The sequence below is a fragment of the Campylobacter concisus genome, from assembly GCF_002914195.1.
Taxonomy (GTDB): Bacteria; Campylobacterota; Campylobacteria; order Campylobacterales; family Campylobacteraceae; genus Campylobacter_A; species Campylobacter_A concisus_M.
In genome coordinates, this window is record NZ_PPAU01000090.1 from 209,583 (window position 1) to 230,661 (window position 21,079).

A 21,079-nucleotide genomic window follows, 5' to 3' on the forward strand; every position below is an offset into this window, starting at 1 on the left:
TGTAAAATTTATAAAATTATTTTTCTACTCTACGCTCTTTGCATACATTCTCGCATGGTATACCGTCACGATCACGGTCAAACCCACTGCGTCCGCATTTTCTTAGATAGTGATATGCTTCTTCACAACTTTTAATCTCTTTGCAGTAGCGTTTAGAACAATCAAATTTATCCGCCGCGTTTGCCATCAATGCAAAAAATAAAATCAAAACTACTTTTTTCATTTTTACTCCAAAGGTAGTATTAAATAAGAAAAATAATACAAAAAGCGCTCTCAAAAGAATTTCTCTTTTGAGAGTATAAATTTAAAGAGGATATGTTAAACAGCACTCTCTTTTTACTTCGTCGATGTAGCTTACGTTTAAATTTAGTCCGTAAAGCTTGCTTAAATTTTCGCTTCTGATGATCTCATTAATCGTGCCAAACTCAACGTTTCCATCACCTTTTACAAGTGCGACATATCCGCCAAGAAGTACGGCAAAGTCAGGGTTGTGAGTGGTTAGCACGACCGAGTAGCCAAGCTCTTTTAGCCACTTGAGCGTACGTAAAAATTTATACTGGTTGCCAAAATCAAGCGCACTCGTTGGCTCGTCAAATATGATCATCTTTGGCTGCGCAGCCATTGCACGAGCGATCATACACATCTGCTTTTGACCCCCACTCATCTGCGTGATGAAGCGATCCTCAAGATACTCGATCTCAAGCTTTTTGGTGTAAATTCTAGCGATCTCTTCGTCCTCTTTGCTAGGTCTTGCAAAGATACCAAGGTGCGCCGCACGGCCCATCGTGATAAACTCAAGCCCGGTGTAGTCATACTCAGTAACCTCGCTTTGAGCGACGTATGCCATGATCTTAGCGCGCTCTTTGTTGCTTAGGCTATCTACATTTTTGCCATCAAGAAAGATCTCTCCAGAAACTGGCTTTAGTGAGCCGCTTATTAAGCCTAAAGTTGTTGATTTGCCAGCTCCGTTTCGACCAAGTATGGTTAAAATTTCCCCAGCGCCTATTTTTAAATTTACATTTTCTAGTTTGCCAGCCCCGTTTGGGTAGCTAAAGTTTAAATTTCTAACTTCAAGCATCACGCAACCTTTTTATTTCGCCACAAGACCCAGACGAAAAATACCGTGCCGATAAAGCCAGTAAGTACGCCAAGAGGCACTTCGCTCACGCTTATGCTGCGCGCTAAAGTATCAACAAAAAGCAAAAATATCGCACCCATAAATATACTTGCAGGCATGCTTTTTATGTTATTTGCGCCAACTAGCATGCGCGCTAAGTGAGGCATGAGAAGTCCCACCCAAGCGACTATACCGCTTATGCAGACGCTACACGCGGTTAGAAGCGTGGCGCAGATGATGATGACAGCGCGCTCAAAAGCCACATTTACGCCTAGTCTTGCTGCACTCTCGTCGCCAAGAGAGAGTAAATTTATACGCCAGCTCATGGCTATTAGCAAAATGGCACAGATGATCATCACTGGAGCGATGTATATTAAGTTATCGCTATCAAGCTTAGCAAGGCTACCAAGCTGCCAATAAACAATGTCAGGTAGCTTTGTCTCAGGGTCTGCGACATACTTTAAAAAGCCGATTATTGAGCCCATGAGGCCGCTTACGATGATACCAGAAAGAACTAGCATAAGTGTGCTCGTGCGCCCCATCATCTTAGGTATGGCTAGAGTGATAGCAACGGCTGCTAGGCCAAAGCCAAATGCAAAAGCCTGCACCCAAAATAGCGATAGATCAAAGATGATCGCAGTTGCAGCACCCACGCAAGCACCAGCCGAGACGCCAAGAAGATCAGGGCTTACTAGCTGGTTTTTAAAGACGCCTTGATAGGCTGCACCACTCACGCTAAGAGCAGCTCCAACAAGGATGGCTGCGATGATACGTGGGATGCGTAAATTTTCTATCACGTTTGTGATGTTGCTAGCTGCGCCATCTCCAAAACCAAAGCTGTGAGCTAGTACGCTAAAGACGTCGTTAAAAGGTATGTAAAATCTACCAACGCCAAGTGCGACAAAGGCGCAAAGAAGCGTTAGTAGAGCTAAAAAGATAACAACTATTGAAAAATTTGTGTTTTTCATATCTTATTTGCTGCTACCGTCTGGATTTAGACCTTTTAAGATATAGCCATACTCTTTGTCACTAAGATCGTGATTTAAAAACTCTTTATAAAACTCTTTTGTTTTTACTTTCATATCAACATCTTTAAATAGATCTGGTTGGATAGTTTTTGCTGCCCATAAAATTTGAAGTACGTTTTCAGCGCCATATCTATCCCAGCTAAATACACCTTTTGGGTTGCCGTAAATTTTGCCGTTTTTAACAGCGTTTGAGCCAGAGAATGCAGGGTGCTCTTTTATTTTTTTGATCTGTGCGTCTGTGTCATTGCCGCCAACGATGATGATATCAGGGTTTGCATTGATGATCTCTTCGGCGCTAACTTCGATCATTGAACCCTCAGTATTAATAGCATTTACACCGCCACCTAGCTTGATCCAAGTGTTTTGGATAGTATTTGTACCATCAACTTTTAGCAAATTTGCGCCGCCAAGCAAGTGAAGTACTTTTGGACGTTTAGCATCAGGGATGCTTTTTGTTCTTGCTGTTACAAACTCAGAGTTATCGTGGATTTTATTAGCAAGTTTTTCAGCTTTTTTTCTAGCGTCATCAGTGCCTATGACTTCAGCTGTTGCATAGATGCTTTTCTCCATATCTGGATAGTCTCTAAAGATCAAATTTACCGCGCTAAAGCCATTTTTGATAAGTTCATCTTGAAAATTTTTGTTATACACTATGATAACGTCAGGTGCAAGTTTAACAAGCTCTTCGATCTGAAGGTCTTTGCCATTTAGTGCAGCTGGTAAATTTTTAAGTTTTGGATAGACGTGCTCAAACCACTTGTTGTTTTTGATCAGATCAGTTGTGGCTACAACCTTATCCATGCCGCCAAGTGCTAGGATGATCTCGTTGTTTGCATTCCACAGTGCAGCGATCTTCTCAACCTTCTCAGGCACGCTTACTTTGACGCCTTGCATATCGGTAATGCTTCTTGCAGACTCAGCTGCGTTTAGACTAAGAGCCATAAATAATGAAGCAACAAGGCTAAATTTGGTTACTTTATGCATAAAATTTGTTTGCATATTTTTTCCTTTATTTTTGAAGTATAAACATGTATATTAATAATATTTATATTAATTCTATGTAAATTTTGCATATATATTATGAAAAATTTACATATCTTGTAAATTCTTATAAATCTAATAGGATAAATTCTCTCCTTTTGTTGACATATGTCATTATTTGCTTTTTTAAAATGAGATAAACTTCGCCTTAAAATTTTTAAAAAAAGGAGAATCAATGCGTGAATACAAAAAGTATTGGCTAGCACTTGTTGCAGTACTAGTAATTTGCTTTAGTATTTTAGGCTACTACGGCGTTGAGGTTTATAGAAGCTCGCCACCAGTTGTAAATTTTACAGATGAGAATGGCAATGTCGTGATCGACAAAGAGAGCATCTATAAAGGTCAAGAGGCCTGGCAAAGCATAGGTGGTATGCAAGTTGGCTCTGTTTGGGGACACGGCGCATATCAAGCACCTGATTGGAGTGCGGACTGGCTTCACAAAGAGTTAGTTATATTTTTAGAGTTAAAAGCAGATGAAATTTATCACTCAAAATATGCTGACTTAAATGATGAGCAAAAAGCAAATCTAAAAGTTCTACTTAAAAAAGAGTACCGAGAAAATGGCGTAAAAGACGATAAAATCGTACTTAGTAGTGATAGATTAAAGGCTATGAAACAAGTAAGCCAAGAGTATTCATCACTTTTTGGAAATGACCCTAAGTTTAAATCTTTAAGAGAAGCTTATGCGATGAAAGAAAATACTCTTCCAAATGCTTCTGATAGAGATGATCTTAATAACTTTTTCTTCTGGTCAGCCTGGGCAACCGCAGCAAATAGACCTAATAGCGATGCTACATACACAAATAACTGGCCACATGAGCCACTAATCGATAATGTACCAACAAGCGAAAATATCTTTTGGTCAATCGCAAGCGTTGTAATACTTATTGCTGGTATTGGATTTCTTGTTTGGTTTAGCTCTTTTTATGGCAAAAAAGATGATGAAAAGTTGGAAGCTATTAGCGAAGATCCACTTAGTAAATTAAGCCTAACTCCATCTCAAAAAGCTCTTAAAAAATATCTTTTTGTAACTTTGGCTCTTTTTGCATTCCAAATTTTAATAGGCGGCTTTACAGCTCACTATACAGTCGAAGGACAGGAATTTTACGGTATAAATTTATCAGCTTATATTCCTTATTCACTTGCTAGAACATGGCACATTCAGGCTAGTATCTTCTGGATTGCGACAGGATTTTTAGCAGGCGGTCTTTTCCTAGCTCCTATTATAAATGGCGGTAAAGATCCAAAATTCCAAAAGCTTGGCGTAGATTTATTATTTTACGCACTACTAATCCTTGTAGTTGGCAGTTTTGCTGGTGAGTATTTAGCGATTGCAAATATTATGCCTATAAATTTAAGCTTCTGGTTTGGACACCAAGGATATGAATATATCGAGCTTGGACGTGTTTGGCAAATTATTTTATTTGTTGGCCTTGTTATTTGGATGCTACTTTTACTTCGCGGATTTATCGGCGGATTTAAGAACAAAGGTGACAAAAATTTACTTGCTATCTTTGCAGCTTCAGCTGTTGCAGTTGGATTATTTTATGGAGCAGGATTATTTTACGGTCAAAGAAGTCCACTTCCAGTGATGGAATACTGGCGCTGGTGGGTTGTACACCTTTGGGTTGAAGGCTTTTTTGAAGTCTTTGCTACCGCTTCACTTGCTTTTGTGTTTGTTAGTCTTGGTCTTGTTTCAAAGAGATTTGCTACGTTTTCAACACTTACGAGTGCATCACTTTTCCTAGTAGGCGGAATTCCAGGAACTTTCCACCACTTATATTTTGCGGGCACTACGACACCTATAATGGCAGTTGGCGCTAGTTTCTCAGCACTTGAGGTAGTTCCTCTTGTATTACTTGGCGCTGAAGCTTATGAGCATTACAGGCTTCAGTTTGCTCAAACTTGGGCTAAGACATTAAAATGGCCACTTTACTGCTTTATCGCAGTTGCTTTCTGGAATATGCTAGGTGCTGGTGTATTTGGATTTTTAATCAATCCTCCAATTTCACTATTTTATATCCAAGGCCTAAATACGACTCCAGTTCACGGACATGCTGCGCTATTTGGTGTTTATGGATTTTTGGCACTTGGATTTGTTTGGCTAGTAGCTACTTATCTATTCAAAGGCCAAGAATTTGATGAAAAACTTATGAAAGTAGGCTTTTGGGGCTTAAATATAGGCCTTATGCTAATGATCGTGCTTTCACTACTTCCAATAGGAATTTATCAAGCATTTGCAAGCCTAGAGCATGGTATGTGGTATGCAAGAAGCGCTGAGCTTTTACAACAATCACACTTACAAAATTTAAGATGGGTAAGAATGATTGGCGATACTATTTTAATAATTGGTGGAATCAGCTTCCTTGCACAACTTCTAAAATTTATGCTTAATAAAAAAGCTTAAAACTAAAGGGGTATTTTGCCCCTTTATTAAGCTATCTTTTCATAAAATAACGCAAATTTAAAAGGAAAAAAATGATTACATTTTTTAAAAGAATTTGCGTTATTTTTATTGTACTCTTACACTCTTTTTTGGCTCTTGTAGTTGATTATTCGTTTCCACACTATGCAAATGTGCAGATCACAGGTGGCGATGTCAAACGTATGGACAAAGATGGTATCATCGATGCTAAAAATCCAGCAGATGGCCCTACCAGAGATGTTTATTTTATCTACACTAAAGATTCTAATAATTCAAATAAAGTCATGGCTTATAGAAATGAAGATACTGCATGGGGTTTTCCTTTTTATTTTAAATTTAACTCAGCTGATGTACAAGCCAAGGCTCAAGGCTTTGCAAATAGCGATAAAAACGTAACTGTAAAATATTATGGATATAGAATTTCTATGCTTCAAGAATTTGGAAATATCATCTCACTAAAAGAAAGTGGCACTGATACTAGTTGGCCGGTAGCTAGCTATGTATTTTACTTTATCTTGTTTATCTCGCTAATAGTTTGGATAAGAAAGATAAATAAGGCCTTTAGACCAAAAACTAGTGAAAATTTAGAGAAATAGATAGCATTTGTTTTAGCTATTTGATATTTTAAAAATCAAAAAGAGAGCCTTGTCTCTCTTTTATCTTTAAAAATTTCTGACGCTATCAGGTATTTTTAGCTCGCTTGCTCTGCTATGCTCCTCTACGCTTTCTCAGTCTATAAAATAAAATTCTACATCTAGATTATTTTTAAGAAAATCACCCACTTTTTTATGGCATGTAATTCTTTGCCTTGCCATTTATTATTTGTGACCTAGTTTAGTTCGCCAAGATCTTTTAAAAAGAGGCGCTCGCACGAAAGCTCACCTTGTATCTATACCTATCTCACGCAAGGATATCTATTCTATTTTTAAAAATTTAAAGCCATTTGCTGGCGTAGCAGTCTTTGTAAGCAGGGTTTTGAACTATAAGAAGAAATTTATAGTAGATTGGCATAAATTTTAGGGGCAAGCTGCCCCTATTTTTAGTAAAGACCGAAAGTTCCGTCTGTTCTTTTGTAGATTACACGCATTTTTGCGTCAACATCGTTAAATACGTAAAATTGTTTATCGCTTGATTTTAGTTTATCAAGTGCTTCTTCAACTTCAAGTGGTTTATAAATTTCAAGCTCCATAGGCACGATTTCTTCAACACCTTCGATCTTTTCTTCGCCTATTCTTGAGCGAAATTCTTTGTCGTCAGCCTTGCCTTTTACGGTAAATTTCTTATCATGCTCTCTTCTTAAAACTTTTGATGCTTTTTCGATAGCAAGATCGATCGCAGCGTAAAGATCTTTGTCTTTTTGGCGAACGACTATCGTATCTTTATGGGCCATATTTAGAGAAAATTCTGCATTAAAGCCTTTTTTCCCTTGTTTTTCATCGGCTGCTACAACACATCTTGCTGAGATGATGTCGAGATTGTATTTGCCAAGAGTATCAAAAGCGTCTTGGATATAGTTTTTGATTGGCTCTGTTAGCTCAAATTGTTTTCCTACAATGCTTATGTTCATCGTAATCTCCTTTATAGAAAGTAAGATGATTATAACACGCTAAAACTAAAAACAAATTAAACTAAAATCTTTATAAAATTTTAAAGTTTCTGAATAGTTCGTTTGTGAAAATTTATAGGATTTGGCGTTTTTTTATCTTTTGATGTTACAAAAACATCAAAGATCATGTTGCCAGTACTTGCGACTCCGTTTGTTCCTGGCATAATGGTCGGTGGAGTGCATATACCAATATCGCCAAAGTAAGTTATTTTTACTTTAAAGTCGAACATATCGTTAAATCCTCCATTTACTTTATCTAAGCATTTGTTTGAGAAATCGGTTCTAAAAATTTCAAACATCGCATACTCTGCTGCTGCTTGAGCAACGAGTTGTGCTTGCTCCCTTAGATAAATTTCACTGCTTTGTCTAGCTGATGTGCTAGCTATCGAAAGGGCAAGAGTACTGATAGAAGCTGCTACAACTAGAAAAAATATCGCTGCTATTAACGTAAATCCTTTTCTCATTAATAAACCGCCTTTGATTTGCAAATGGTTATTTCTGATTTTTCTGCTTTAAGGCAGAGCTTTAGCGCGATGACTCCATTTTTTTCTGTAAAGACAAATCTTGTTACATGTTTAGCTAGCGTTGCACTTTCGGCTTTGATATCCTTTGTAGATGTTGAGTTAAATTTTTTAAAGCTTTCATTTAGCCATGGCCTATAATTGTAGTAAATTTTAAGGTCAAAAGAGCCATTTTGTATATCCTCGGCACTTTGCTCAGCTGGTGCTATGGCAATGGCTGTATAAGCTAGTTTATACTGTTCTGAAATTTTTTTATTTTTAAAATCACTTGAAATCTTAAGTGTGTCGATTGATTGTATGCCAACTTTTGCGATATCTAAGTGCCTTTGGTCTAAATTTTCTTGATAACCAAAGCTGCTACCAACTCTATAAAGTATGCTAGAAAATATCGCTACTAAACCACCATTTTCATTATCGGCATTTATGCACCTAGAGCCACTATTTACATCTTCTTCATTGCTATCATTTTCGCAGGTCAAGTCCATTACGCCGTTTCTAAAAGCATCATTAAATTTGCTTCCAGGGCTTTTTAATCCATTTGCAATAGAGCTATTTGCAAGATCTACATATCCACTATATATACCTTCTTCAAAGATGGGATCTCCGTTAGTATCATCTCCTTTATATTCGTTTATGCCATCAAATAGCTCATAAGCAGCTGGGATAAATTCTAAAATTTCAAAGTCGCTACTTAAATTTACACCACTATCATTTAGAGCTAGGTAATCTCCATTTTTTTTTCTAGCGATAACGCTTTGCTTGATTCTGTGGCTAAGTAGCATTGAAATTTGCTCTAGAGCGATTTCGCTTTGTGTTTCTAGTTCGTTTATTACTTTGCTTTGAAAATAGTTTTGATATAAATTCATAAGCGTATTAAAGCTCATAAGTGAGATAACGCCAAGTACGGTGATAACTATTATTAGCTCAATTAATGTAAAAGCTTTTTTTATTTTTTTCATTTCCATTCTTTTACACTTAGAGTGCTACTTTCACCTATGTTAAAGGCATATCCATAAAGCACACTTTTGCTCTCTTTTGTAGTTTTCATAGTCGTATCTAGCTTTATCTGTAAAACGTCACTATCGTTTAAAGGAGTGCTAACTACAAATTTATCAGCTCCATTTGTTATGGTTGGAGTCGTTTCTGTATCTATGATAAAGTCACGTTTAGTAGTGCTAGCAGTTGGTGAGATGGATTTTTGGGTATTGAAATTTTTGATAGATTTTACTTTAAAATTTACGCTTTTGATTGATTCTGGAAGCTTTGAATCAATAGGCCTTGTGGCACATGCAGATGAATTTTGCACCGGATATGCAAGTATCCTATGTCCTTCTCCTTTTACACCGCTTTTTTCATAAAAATCCGGATTTGCCCCTTGGTCGCAGATAATAAGTGGAAAAATTATAGCCTCTTGAGTCGTTATAGATGATGGCATAGTATTTTTACCGGCTATTAAGACTTGATCGCTAAATGGTGCTTTTAATATTAATGACATATAAGTTTTAGCATTCATTAGTCCTTCTTGCATTAAGGATTGCTCGCTTAAATTTGAAGTAGTTCTTACCGCTAGTGGCAGGCTTGCACTTACTATGGCTACTACAAGCACTGACAAGATAAGCTCTATCAATGAAAAGCCGCCCCTTTTTACCACTCTATTCTCCTGTTTGTCTTGTCGCTTATATCTAGGTTACTATCACTATTTGATTTTACTCCTATAAAACCTCCAACTGCGCCGCTTGTCTTATCTTCTATGTTATTGCTCTTTAGGACTTTACCAGCCCATTCGCCATTTGGTACTAGAAAATTTAGATTGAAATTATTTGTTTCGGTTTTCTCATCAAATTCACTATAAAGAAGCCAGCTAGGTGCTCTCATTTTAGCCACATCGGTAACTGCCGACGGGTTTCTTATAAAAATTATTTGCTCGCCATTGCTTATACTGCTTACATCATTTCTTAAAACAGTGCCGCTGTAAGTATTTGTAAAGCCAAAGTCATGATAGTTAAGTACTCCTGCGCTATGTTTTGGATTGGTAGCCCAAAATGGTGCAGCTGGAAAGTCTTGCCACAGTTTGCCATCATTTTTCATATAGATATTTTTATTGCATCCATCGCAGTAGGCACCATAATAAATTTTGGCATAAAAACCGCTATAAAGCCCTTCATAAAATGGTGCATAAACCCTACCAAAGTAAAATTTTGCTGTCGTTTCTGTTGCTGGTTTTTCATATTTTTTTACTGTATCGGTGCTGTCTGACATGCCACTAAAGCTAAAATCATTACTTGAAATAGTAAAAGGATTTTTAGCATGATTTACTTTTCTTTCAAAATTAAAATATACTTCTCCTTTGCCTACGCCATTTACAAAAGTATTTTTTTCTACATAAAATGTTGATTTTGTAGCACTTGGATCTATTGCTTTTCTAGTATTTGAGCCAGGAATTTCAAAAAATAAAATTTCTTCATTTGCTTTTGCTAGTGTGCCGGCATTGCCATCGTTATCTGTAAAATTTAAAGGAACTCTGTCTAGCTTTATATCAAAGTTCATATTTTTTGCATAGCAATCTTCATTATAAAGCTTTGCAGGGTCATCGTTAAACAGCCTAGCAGTTACTTCAAAGTCAAGCTTTGCTTTTTGTATGCCTTCATTATCAAGATATGTTATATCGTTATCTTTTGTTATCTTTAACTTGCTTATTTGTATATCTTTTGGTCTAAATAAATAATCTCTATTACCTTCTAGCTTTATATTGCATCCGATCCTTCCTTCTTGAGCAGTATCTTGTGATGGATCGTTGCTAATTGAGTTTTTTACACAATCATCAGCTCTTGATGGTGTATGCTGATCAGTTATTGTATAGTCTTTGTCTAATACATAAAAATATGTATCGCCTATATCTGAGTAAGAAAAGCCAACAGGTCCACTTGATGTGTGACGGAAAATTTTACCTAATGCTTTATTTGGATCCTTAAAATCTACGCTTAGTTTGTTCTCGCTCTCTATAATGCTAGGATCGCAAGTCGCACTATATGCTGGTACAAGTTTTATCTCTCCATTTGAGCCACTTATGTTATTTATATAACCATTTGCTAAGCCACTATCAAGAGGTTTCATAGCCGCAAGAGCAATGTTATTATAAACTTTGCCGCCTATTAAAACATTGTTATTATTGATCGTATTCTTGTCAGTATCCCATAGCCTAAAGTGACTTGGTCTTATGGCAAAATCATCTAATTTTTCGCATTCAACCTTTGTAGTATTTGTCACTGGATCAAGATGAGAAATTCTAAATTTTACGCTTTTATAGGCTCTATCAATACTAATGCCTGACAACAAAATATCAGTTACGCCATTAAATGTTATATCTTGTTCATATAAATTTGTTGGAGCACTGCAAGACTCGACCAACTCTACTTTTACATCTACTGGGGCATCTGGTACTTTTTTGTTGCCATCCGTATCATAGTTTGTGATATAGACATTAAATGGCGTAGAAACGATTTTTGTTAGAAGTCTATTTTTAAATTTAGTTTTAAAAGTCGCTGAATCATCGTCTTGTCTATTACTTGCGACGAAATTATTTGGACTGGCACTAACGCCTAAAGTAATGTTGTAGTTTTGATTGCTACATCTTCTTATGTATGTGTCATAGGGCTGTAAATTTATATCAGCATTTGCGACCGTGGCTTTGTAACTATTTGGCTCAAATTTAGATTTAAGGGTCGTTTCATATATGGCATAAGCGTAGTTGCCTTGATGAATTAGCATTTCTCCACCCTTATTTGTAGCTGCACCTTGTCCTAAGTAAAAAGTTAAGTCATTTCCGCTTAATTGCTGCAAGCCTGTGTTGTCGTTATAGTGTACCTGTCCTGACATAGTAAGCAGATCACTAGGCCCTTGCGATGCTTTATCTGCGTATATGTAAGTTGAGTTTGGATTATAAATTTGGCTTGGATCTATTGTGGCTTTTAGTGCAAAGTCTTGGGCGGCTTCATTTGTATTATTTGTAACTTCAACGAAAGTTTTTAAAATAGTATTTGCTGGCACTACCGTTGGTGTATTTTCTTGCACCTTTGTAAAAGTACTATCGCTAGGTTTTTTTGCATAAATATACTCCATATAGCAAACATCTGGTTTGTATATACGAGAAGAAAAGCCAACTAGAGCTAAATTTATGCGGTCAGCACTTACGACATTAGCACCGCCTGAGCTTTTAATCGTTGTAACTGTAAATTTTATATCCGCTTCTTTTTGAGCATATGACATTTTGTCCGATATATCAAATATATCTAAGTCTGCTTGAGAGTGAAATTTTTTACCTGGATTTATAAGTTGCCCAAATTTTGTCATAGTTGAGTTAAACTGATCGCCTTGTGCGTTATATCCGCTGGTGATACTCTGATAGCTGCCACCATTTTTTATCTTGATATCTTCACCTTTTGTTTCTGGCTTGCCACCAAAGGAAAACATTGTAAGCGAAGCATCTATATTTCCAGCTTTTGGTGTATAGATATTTTCAAATTTTACATCTATGGTTGAGCTTTTTACAGTACCAAATGGATCGCTTGACTTCATCCAGTCTGCTGCAAGTCTTTCTAATCCATCAAATATACTAACAAGCTTTGGCTCTATATTGTTTGCTGCGGCAGTTTTATCATCAAAGTCATAAATGATGACCAAGCTCCAAGCTGCAAATTGTGGTGCAATGGATTGTATCCAGTAGCCATTTTGTCCTTGGACTGGCGAAAACAGTAGTGTGCCGTATGTTTTTTTTAATTTTCTATTAGTGGAATTGTTTACTTTATATATGCCATCATTTGGGTCTATAAATTCATCACTAAAGGGAATCGTAGTTGATCTGATATTGCCAGCATAAAATGTCCTATCTGACTCACTAGTACCAAGAGAGTCTCTAACTATATCTGTTACATCAGCGCTTGCAACATATTGGTAGTTTATTCCAGCCTTTACATAGTAGCTATTAGACTCGTTTTGATTATATGATTCAAGAGTCATTGATTTTGGTTTATACTCACTAAATGAACCAAACCAAAAGACATCTTTTGGATCAGCATCTATTGTGATTACACTCTTTCCAGGAGCTTTAAAATCAATCCTGCTATATCCTTTTATGTAATTTAAGGCACTTACATATAAATTTGACCCAAGATTTTTTATTGCCCAGTTTTGATAAAGAGAGCCACCCCAATAAAGCCTTGCATAGACTACGTTTTTGCCTTTTAAATTATTTTGTATAAAGGTATTTTTCTCACTAAAATCAAATGTGGAAGAGGATGAATTTTGACAATAAGGATGCTTGCTAGGATTATAAATATATGTTGTTTGACAAAGTGTGTAATTACTAGACGTAAAACTACCAGTATTTAAAAATATTCTATCGGCTGTAGATGATGTTTTTGTTACGTTAGATGGATCTGGAACAAAATTATATCCAGTGTATTGTGGAATCATAATAGTAGCACCAATGGTAGCTATATCGCCATTTACTCTGGTATTTAGATTGCCATTTATTGATCTTTGTCTTAAGCCTTTAGAGTGATCATCCCACATACCAATTAATGGTTCATACCCCCACGGAGAAGATTGTCTTGCATAAATGTGATAATGATCTTGTGCTACACCGGAAACAAAGTTGTTAGTATCTATCGTCCAAGTTCTATCAGATTTTCTTATACAATGTGGGATATTTTTAGAAGAGTTGTCTTGGTACTCTTCAGCGTCTATAAAGCAAGAATAATTTGCTCCACTACAACCAATAGATGCTGCTTCTGCTGTAGTACAAGCTCTGGGTGCACAAAAACCAAACGTGACAATAAGACAGAGTAAGTATACTATCTTCACAACAAATCCTCTAAATAACAATAAAAAATCTCTCCTTAGATTTTCTAAAAGCTTTTAGCTACTATTTTTGTATAAAATTTTCTATCATTTCAGCTTGCCCGTACTGAGGATATTTGGCAATGTCTAAAACTACTTGAGATAAGGTCATGTTGTCCATATTGCAAACGATAGGAGCTACAAAATTTACAGTTGATTTTTCAAGCGGGAGTGCAACAACGATAATGTTATAAATTCTAAGTTGAGAGCTTTCTTTAATCTCCATAAGATCTTCATAATAGCTTGGAATATCGAATTCGTAGCTTCTTAATGCAAAAGGATTTATCATTGTAAAAGATGTCTCATCATCTTTGCTCGCTAGCTTAACAAAAAATTTATCAAGTTCAATTAACTCCATCGTCTTGATATGCTCAAAGCCTAAAATAGGGCTTTTAACACTAAAAATCATACTAACTCCTATTTTGTAAAGTTGCCGTATTTTATCATAGTTTTAAAAAATTTATACAAAAATAATAGCAAAAAATGTAGAATACGAGGATTTAAACTTTTTAAGGAAAAGCATGAAAAGATTTTCTAAATTTCTAGCAGTTGTGGCTCTTTTGGGGCTTTTTAGTGGTTGTGCTGAAAAATATACCGAGCTTTACAATCTAACTCCTGATGAGTGGTATGCTCAGGTTATCGCTGATATAAAAGATGGTGATCTTGAAGCGGCCGATAAACACTATGTTTCAATGGCAAGCGAACACGTAGCAAGTCCCCTTTTGGAGCAAATTTTACTTATCCTTGCCCAAGCTCACGCAAATGATGAAGAGTATCTAATGGCAAATCACTATCTTGACGAGTACATTAAAAGATACGGCGATAACGGCCCAAAAACAGAGTTTGCTCAGTATCTAAAGATAAAAGCAAATTTTGACTCATTTACTCAGCCAAACCGTAACCAAAAGCTAATGGAAGATAGCGTAACAGAGATCGAAAAATTTCTTTATATGTATCCAAATACTGAATATAAGCCACTTATTGAGACTATGCTTATTAAATTTAAACTCGCGCTTTACTTCCTAGATATGCAAATAGCTGATCTTTACAATAGGACTGGTCGTGATGTTTCGGCTAAAATTTATGAGCAAAAGCTAGAAGAGTCGCCGTTTAGAAATTCTGACCTTATCAAGCCTGATGTAGCATGGTATAGAAAACTGTTTGAATAGGAGAAATTTTGCAAATAAACGAAAATAAAGGCTTCCCAACCGAAATTCCTATCATCGTTGAGGACGAGCTATTTTTATATCCATTTATGATAACTCCGCTTTTTTTAAGCGACGATGAAAATTTAAAGGCACTTGAACTTGCCATACAAGAAGAGACTCCGATCCTTGTAGTGCCTACAAAGCCTCAGCAAGACGGCGCTAGAGACTTTGATGGTATCTATGATGCTGGTGTGATCGGCACGATAATGCGCCGTGTGCCACTACCTGATGGACGCGTAAAAGTACTATTTCAGGGCATCGACAAAGGTAAAATTTTAAAACAATCAGGCATAAACCCACTCCGTGGCATCGTCGATATGCTCCACGTCAAGCGCCCATCGCAGGTCAAAACTGACGCTCTTATCGTAGTTTTAAGAGAAAAAGTAAGAGAGCTTTCGCAGTTTAGCCACTTTTTTCCGCCTGATCTTTTAAAGACGATAGAAGAGAGTGCTGAGGCGATCAGAGTTTGCGACCTAGTTTCAAGTGCGCTTCGCCTAAAAAAACAGATCGCTTATAGCTTTTTTGTCGAGGAAAATTTAGAGCAACGCCTGCTAAAACTCATCGACTATGTCATCGAAGAGATCGAGGCAAACAAGCTTCAAAAAGAGATAAAAAATAAAGTCCATTCAAAGATCGACAAGACAAATAAAGAGTACTTTTTAAAAGAGCAGCTAAAGCAAATCCAAGCCGAACTTGGAGCGGATACGAGCCGTGAAGAGGAGCTTGAAGAGTACCGCAAAAAGCTTGATGCAAAGAAGAAATTTATGGCCGAGGACGCCTACAAAGAGATCAAAAAACAAATAGATAAACTTAGTCGTATGCATCCAGACTCAGCTGACGCAAATACCTTACAAGGCTACCTTGATTGGGTGTTAGAAATTCCATTTGAAAATATAGCTAAGAAAAAGTCCTCTATCACCGAAGTGAGCAAGCATCTAAATGCCGATCATTATAGTCTTGAAAAACCAAAAGAGCGGATAGAAGAGTATTTTGCTTTGCGTGAGCTTTTGGAGCTTAGAGGTGTTGGCGAAAAGGTAAATAACGGCGCCATTTTATGCTTTGCAGGCCCTCCAGGCGTGGGCAAAACAAGCCTTGCAAACTCGATCGCAAAGGCGCTAAAGCGTGAGCTAGTTAGGATCGCTCTTGGCGGACTCGAGGACGTAAACGAGCTAAGAGGCCACCGCCGCACCTACATAGGCGCTATGCCAGGGCGTATCGTGCAAGGGCTCATAGAAGCTAAGCAGATGAATCCAGTGGTTGTCTTAGATGAGATCGACAAGGTTGGAAGAAGCTATAGAGGCGATCCGACTGCAGTTTTACTTGAAATTTTAGATCCTGAGCAAAATAATAAATTTAGAGATTATTACCTAAATTTTAATATTGACCTTAGCAAGATTGTTTTCATCGCTACAGCAAATGACGTGAGTATGATACCAGCCGCACTTCGAGATAGGATGGAGTTTATCGAGCTTAGCTCATACACTCCACAAGAGAAATTTGAGATCGCTAAAAAATATCTATTGCCTCAGGAGCTTAAAAAGCACGGCCTAAAACCAAGCGATGTGAGCATCAGTAAAGAGGCGCTTGAGCTAATTATCAGCGACTACACAAGAGAGAGTGGCGTGCGAAATTTACGTCGTAGGATCGCTGATATATTAAGAAAAGTCGCCAAAAATATCCTCACCAAAAAAAATGAGGGCAAGATCAGCGTTACGGCTAAAAATTTAAAAGAATTTTTAGAGAAAAAGGTCTATGAGATAGAGCCAGCTGATAAAAAAGATCAGATCGGCTTAGTAAATGGCCTAGCGTGGACTAGCGTTGGAGGCGACGTACTAAGGATCGAGGCTATAAGGATCCAGGGTAAAGGCAGCATGCAAATCACCGGTCAGCTAGGTGATGTAATGAAAGAGAGTGCTCACATCGCATTTAGCGTCGTTAAAGTGCTGATCGATAACAAAAAACTAAAAGTACCAATGGCAATCGTGCCAAAACTAGATGACGACAAGCGCAAGCTCGAAGCTAGCGATGTTTATAGGCGCTATGATCTTCACTTGCACGTACCAGAGGGCGCTGTACCAAAAGATGGACCAAGTGCTGGCATCACGATGGCAACCGCGATCGCATCTATACTAACCGACACAAAGGTAAGACACGACATAGCAATGACTGGTGAGATTACGCTAACTGGTAGAGTTTTACCTATCGGTGGGCTAAAAGAGAAGCTAATCGCCGCTCACAAAGCTGGCATCAAAACCGCTCTGATACCTCGCAAAAACTATGACCGCGACCTAGTAGATATCCCAGCCGAAGTAAAAGCTGACATGAAGATCATCGCCGTAGATACGATCGATGACGTGCTAAAAAACGCTCTTGTAGCTAAAAAATAATCCTTACTCTAGCCCTACATCTCATTTTGGGCTAGGGAAATTTATAAATTTTGGCGATCCTAAAATCCAAACAAAAAGCCATATAACGCATAAAAACAATTAATAATTTAAACAATATAATCACATACAGCACACTAAAGAAAAATAAATTTTAAAATTTATGAGCGAGTATATCACGCTTCTAAATTCAGTGACAAGCAAATAATGAAACCTGAATTTGGTAAGTTGCTAAGACAAGTGAGTAAAGTTTTAAAATTTGTAAATTTGCTTTATTAAATCAAGTGAGTGTCAAGTAAATTTTAAAATTTCATAAACGAGTAATTTTGGCTCTAAAATTTGAGCTAAGTAGTAAGTTCAGATTTTAGTAGTCAGCTCTTGCAAGTGAATGAAGTTTTAAAATTTGTAAAGACGGCTTGATTAAATTTGTAAATTCCTTTTTATTCAAAAGAGAGACAAGAGGACTCAAATTACGAGGCCGTCCTCTTATTTTACTTTTTAAATCTGCTAAATCACTCACGTTCAAGGTGCATTCAATGGCGCTAAAGCACTGCATGCGTTTCAAATACTCTGATAAATTTTAAAAATGTTCGCTTGTAAATTTTAAAATTTTATGGACTTTTATTTTGCTGTAAATTTTTAGCTATTTATGCTTTGCTTCATGCTCTAAAAGCCAAATTTTAGTTGGTAGACCATCTCCGCCAGAGTATCCGCCAAGCCCACTGATAGCTAGCACTCTGTGACAAGGGACGATGATAGGCACTGGATTTTTAGCATTGGCTGATCCTGCTGCTCGGTAGGCATTTTTATGACCTACGGCAAGTGCAAGGGCTGCGTATGTGGTCGTTTCCCCGTATGGTACTTTTTGTAAAGCCTCGTAAATTTTTGCTCTAAAATTAGTTGTTTTTATATCAAGTCTAATGCTAAATTTTTTAAGCTCACCCTTAAAATAAGCCTCTAGCTCATCAAGGCAAAGCCTTAAATTTTCATCTTTTACCGCTATTTTTTCAAATTTATCTACAAAATTTATCTCACAAATTCCATTTTCACTAGTGATGATCTCCAAAATTCCGATAGGCGATTTTAGGTAAGCTTTTGACACATTTGCTCCTTGAAATTTGAAAATTTGGGCAAATTTTACTTTAGTTTGTTTTGCTTTTTGATAAAATGCAAGCAAAACTAGCGATTTTTAGACTAAAAATAACGAGCAAAAAACCACAAAGGAATTTTATGAGCTTTTTTACCGACTACGAAAAACACGTGAGCGAGCGAGAAAAAGAGGGCGTGCCACCGCTTGCGCTAAACGCCAAGCAAACAAGTGAAGTTTGCGAGCTAATCAAGCTTGCCAGCAAGTCTAGTGGCGATGAAAAGACACAAAGCGAGCTAAAATTTCTTATAAGTTTGCTTGAAACTCGTATCAATCCTGGCGTTGACGACGCAGCGAAGATAAAGGCAGTATTTCTTGGTGAAGTAATAGACGGGTTTGCTGTTAACGGCCTTGACGCGATGCGTGCCATTAAAATTTTAGGCAAGATGCTTGGCGGATATAACGTAGAAATTTTGGTGCGAGCGCTAAAAAATAGCGATGAAGATATCGCACAAGCTGCGGCAAATGAGCTAAAAAATATCATTTTGGTGCATGAACACTTTGACGAGATAACAAAGCTAGCAAATAGCAATAAATTTGCAAAAGAGGTGCTTGCTTCTTGGGCAAATGCGGAGTGGTTTAGGCATAAAAAGCCACTTGATGAGTGCATAAAGGCAGTAGTTTTTAAGGTGCCTGGCGAGACAAATACTGATGATCTAAGCCCAGCTAGTGAGGCATACACAAGGGCTGATATACCGCTTCACGCAAAGGCTATGCTCGTTAAAAAGATGCCAGAGGGTTTGGAGATATTAAAAGAGCTAAAAAGTCGCGGCAAGAGCGTGGCGTATGTTGGCGACGTGGTCGGCACTGGCAGCAGCAGAAAGAGCGGTATAAACTCTATCCAGTGGCACTTAGGCGATGAGATAGAGGGCGTGCCAAACAAAAAAACAGGTGGCATCGTGATCGGCACGACCATAGCTCCGATATTTTTCAACACTGCTGAAGACAGCGGCGCACTGCCGATAGTTGCAAACGTAAATGAGCTAGAAATGGGCGATGAGATAGAAATTTGGCCATTTAAAGGCGAAATTTATAAGCTTATTGGCGGCGAGAAAAAGCTCGTGGCAAATTTCAAGCTAAACCCAAATACTCTAAGCGATGAGATAAGAGCAGGTGGAAGGATACCACTTATGATAGGACGCCAAGTGACCAAAAAGGCTAGAGAGGCTCTAGGGCTTGGCGAGGAGCAAATTTTTATAAAGCCAGATCAGCCAAAAGAGCAGGGCGGTGGCTACACGCTGGCTCAAAAGATGGTCGGCAAAGCTTGCGGTGTTGCTGGCGTTAGAGCTGGGGCTTATGTAGAGCCAGAAATTTTAACTGTTGGCTCGCAAGATACGACAGGGCCGATGACTAGAGATGAGGTAAAAGAGCTTGCTAGCCTTAGTTTTGGCGCGGATTTTGTTCTACAAAGCTTTTGCCACACGGCCGCTTATCCAAAGCCAAGTGATCTTGTGATGCATGAGAGCTTGCCAAAATTTATAAATTTACGCGGCGGCGTGAGCCTAAAGCCAGGTGATGGCGTCATCCACTCGTGGCTAAACCGCATGGTTCTACCTGACACGGTGGGCACTGGCGGCGATAGTCACACGAGATTTCCTATTGGCATTAGTTTTCCAGCGGGCAGCGGCCTAGTGGCGTTTGCAGCGGTACTTGGGATGATGCCACTAAATATGCCAGAGTCGGTTTTGATCAAATTTAAAGGCGAGCTAAAAGAGGGCGTGACGCTTAGGGATCTTGTAAATGCGATACCGTATTTTGCGATCAAAAAAGGGCTTTTAAGCGTTGAGAAGAAAGATAAAAAGAACATTTTTGCGGGTAAAATTTTAGAGATAGAAGGTCTTGAGAACTTAAAAGTAGAGCAGGCATTTGAACTAAGTGATGCTTCAGCTGAACGCTCGGCCGCGGCTTGTGTGGTAAATTTGAGCGTTAATAGTGTCGTGGAGTATGTTCGCTCAAACGTTGCACTAATTGACGCGATGATAAAAGCTGGTTACGAGAGCCGTGAGACTCTGCTTAGACGAAAAGAAAAAATGCAAAAATGGCTTGAAAATCCAACTCTTTTAAGAGCCGATAAAGATGCAAAATACGCTGAAATTTTAGAGATCGATTTATCGCAGATAGATGAGCCGATTTTGGCGTGTCCAAATGATCCGGACGATGTGGCAACGCTAAGTGAAATTTTAGCTGATGACTCTAGGGTGCATAAGATCGATGAAGTTTTTGTGGGGAGCTGTATGACAAATATCGGCCATTACAGGGCGCTCGCTAGAATTTTGGAGCGTGAGAGCAAGCTTACAACTAGGCTTTGGATCGCGCCACCAACAAAGATGGATAAAAGCACACTTGAAGATGAAGGCGTTTATGAAATTTTTAAAAGATTAAATGCAAGGACAGAGGTGCCAGGCTGTTCGCTTTGCATGGGCAATCAAGCAAGAGTTAATGACAATGCCGTTGTCTTTTCTACCTCGACTAGAAATTTTGATAACAGAATGGGTATGGGCGCGAAGGTCTATCTAGGAAGTGCCGAGCTAGCCGCTGTTTGTGCGCTACTTGGGCGTTTACCAAGTGTAGATGAATATAAAAAGATAGTAAAAGATAGCCTTAGCTTAAATAAAGATGAAATTTATAAATATCTAAATTTTAATGAAATAAGCGAGTTTAGCATATAAATTTGTTACAATATCGCGAAATTTTAAGGAGCTTT

Annotated in this window: 16 protein-coding genes; 5 read left to right on the forward strand and 11 right to left on the reverse strand. The window is 37.9% G+C overall.

Translation table 11 applies throughout. The features are described 5' to 3' along the window. Positions 1–16 precede the first annotated feature (16 nt). The 4 genes from CYP28_RS03295 to CYP28_RS03310 all read right to left on the reverse strand — a co-directional run bounded on the left by CYP28_RS03295 (position 17) and on the right by CYP28_RS03310 (position 3,144). On the reverse strand, positions 17–223 hold the full coding sequence (locus CYP28_RS03295) for an excalibur calcium-binding domain-containing protein (protein WP_103593071.1): 207 nt from the start codon (positions 221–223) through the stop codon (positions 17–19). 81 nt (positions 224–304) lie between these two features. Continuing rightward, positions 305–1,078, reverse strand: a complete 774-nt coding sequence (locus tag CYP28_RS03300) for an ABC transporter ATP-binding protein (protein ID WP_103593072.1) — start codon at positions 1,076–1,078, stop codon at positions 305–307. Then, positions 1,078–2,085: a FecCD family ABC transporter permease gene (locus tag CYP28_RS03305; protein WP_103593073.1), complete on the reverse strand. Its 1,008-nt coding sequence runs from the start codon at positions 2,083–2,085 to the stop codon at positions 1,078–1,080. The genes CYP28_RS03300 and CYP28_RS03305 overlap by 1 nt, the downstream gene beginning before the upstream one ends. Positions 2,086–2,088: 3 nt before the next feature. Further along, on the reverse strand, positions 2,089–3,144 hold the full coding sequence (locus CYP28_RS03310; protein ID WP_087584767.1) for an ABC transporter substrate-binding protein: 1,056 nt from the start codon (positions 3,142–3,144) through the stop codon (positions 2,089–2,091). 217 nt (positions 3,145–3,361) lie between these two features. On the opposite strand from CYP28_RS03310, the gene CYP28_RS03315 reads away from it, so the two are divergent. Both CYP28_RS03315 and CYP28_RS03320 read left to right on the forward strand, forming a co-directional pair. Further along, on the forward strand, positions 3,362–5,593 hold the full coding sequence (locus CYP28_RS03315) for a nitric-oxide reductase large subunit (protein WP_103593074.1): 2,232 nt from the start codon (positions 3,362–3,364) through the stop codon (positions 5,591–5,593). 71 nt (positions 5,594–5,664) lie between these two features. Next, on the forward strand, positions 5,665–6,207 hold the full coding sequence (locus CYP28_RS03320; RefSeq protein ID WP_103593075.1) for a DUF1523 family protein: 543 nt from the start codon (positions 5,665–5,667) through the stop codon (positions 6,205–6,207). Positions 6,208–6,650: 443 nt separating this feature from the next. Here the strand turns inward: CYP28_RS03320 and hpf are convergent, their stop codons facing one another. From hpf to fliW, 6 genes are all read right to left on the reverse strand, one after another. Continuing rightward, positions 6,651–7,178, reverse strand: coding sequence for a ribosome hibernation-promoting factor, HPF/YfiA family (hpf, locus tag CYP28_RS03325; protein WP_087579818.1), 528 nt, complete (start codon positions 7,176–7,178; stop codon positions 6,651–6,653). Between the two features lie 80 nt (positions 7,179–7,258). Next, the gene (locus tag CYP28_RS03330; RefSeq protein ID WP_103593076.1) at positions 7,259–7,681 is read right to left on the reverse strand and encodes a hypothetical protein; all 423 of its coding nucleotides are present in this window, start codon (positions 7,679–7,681) and stop codon (positions 7,259–7,261) included. Then, on the reverse strand, positions 7,681–8,697 hold the full coding sequence (locus CYP28_RS03335) for a type II secretion system protein (protein WP_242047007.1): 1,017 nt from the start codon (positions 8,695–8,697) through the stop codon (positions 7,681–7,683). The genes CYP28_RS03330 and CYP28_RS03335 overlap by 1 nt, the downstream gene beginning before the upstream one ends. Then, positions 8,694–9,389 (reverse strand): type II secretion system protein, encoded by a 696-nt coding sequence (locus tag CYP28_RS03340; RefSeq protein WP_103593077.1) that lies wholly within the window; start codon positions 9,387–9,389, stop codon positions 8,694–8,696. The genes CYP28_RS03335 and CYP28_RS03340 overlap by 4 nt, the downstream gene beginning before the upstream one ends. Continuing rightward, positions 9,383–13,600: a hypothetical protein gene (locus tag CYP28_RS03345; protein WP_141089913.1), complete on the reverse strand. Its 4,218-nt coding sequence runs from the start codon at positions 13,598–13,600 to the stop codon at positions 9,383–9,385. Before CYP28_RS03345 ends, CYP28_RS03340 begins: the two co-directional genes overlap by 7 nt. Before the next feature lie 61 nt (positions 13,601–13,661). Then, complete coding sequence (gene fliW / locus CYP28_RS03350) at positions 13,662–14,045, reverse strand: flagellar assembly protein FliW (RefSeq protein WP_021090460.1); 384 nt, start codon at positions 14,043–14,045, stop codon at positions 13,662–13,664. A 112-nt stretch (positions 14,046–14,157) separates the two neighbouring features. Here fliW and CYP28_RS03355 point away from each other — a divergent pair, with 112 nt between their 5' ends. Further along, complete coding sequence (locus tag CYP28_RS03355) at positions 14,158–14,805, forward strand: outer membrane protein assembly factor BamD (RefSeq protein WP_072594822.1); 648 nt, start codon at positions 14,158–14,160, stop codon at positions 14,803–14,805. Between the two features lie 8 nt (positions 14,806–14,813). Next, positions 14,814–17,231: an endopeptidase La gene (gene lon / locus CYP28_RS03360; protein WP_103593079.1), complete on the forward strand. Its 2,418-nt coding sequence runs from the start codon at positions 14,814–14,816 to the stop codon at positions 17,229–17,231. 640 nt (positions 17,232–17,871) lie between these two features. Here the strand turns inward: lon and CYP28_RS03365 are convergent. Continuing rightward, entirely contained in the window at positions 17,872–18,330 is a 459-nt protein-coding gene (locus CYP28_RS03365) for a methylated-DNA--[protein]-cysteine S-methyltransferase (RefSeq protein ID WP_103593080.1), read from the reverse strand. Between the two features lie 128 nt (positions 18,331–18,458). Between CYP28_RS03365 and CYP28_RS03370 the strand changes: the two genes are divergently transcribed. After that, complete coding sequence (locus tag CYP28_RS03370; RefSeq protein WP_103593081.1) at positions 18,459–21,044, forward strand: bifunctional aconitate hydratase 2/2-methylisocitrate dehydratase; 2,586 nt, start codon at positions 18,459–18,461, stop codon at positions 21,042–21,044. Positions 21,045–21,079 lie beyond the last annotated feature (35 nt).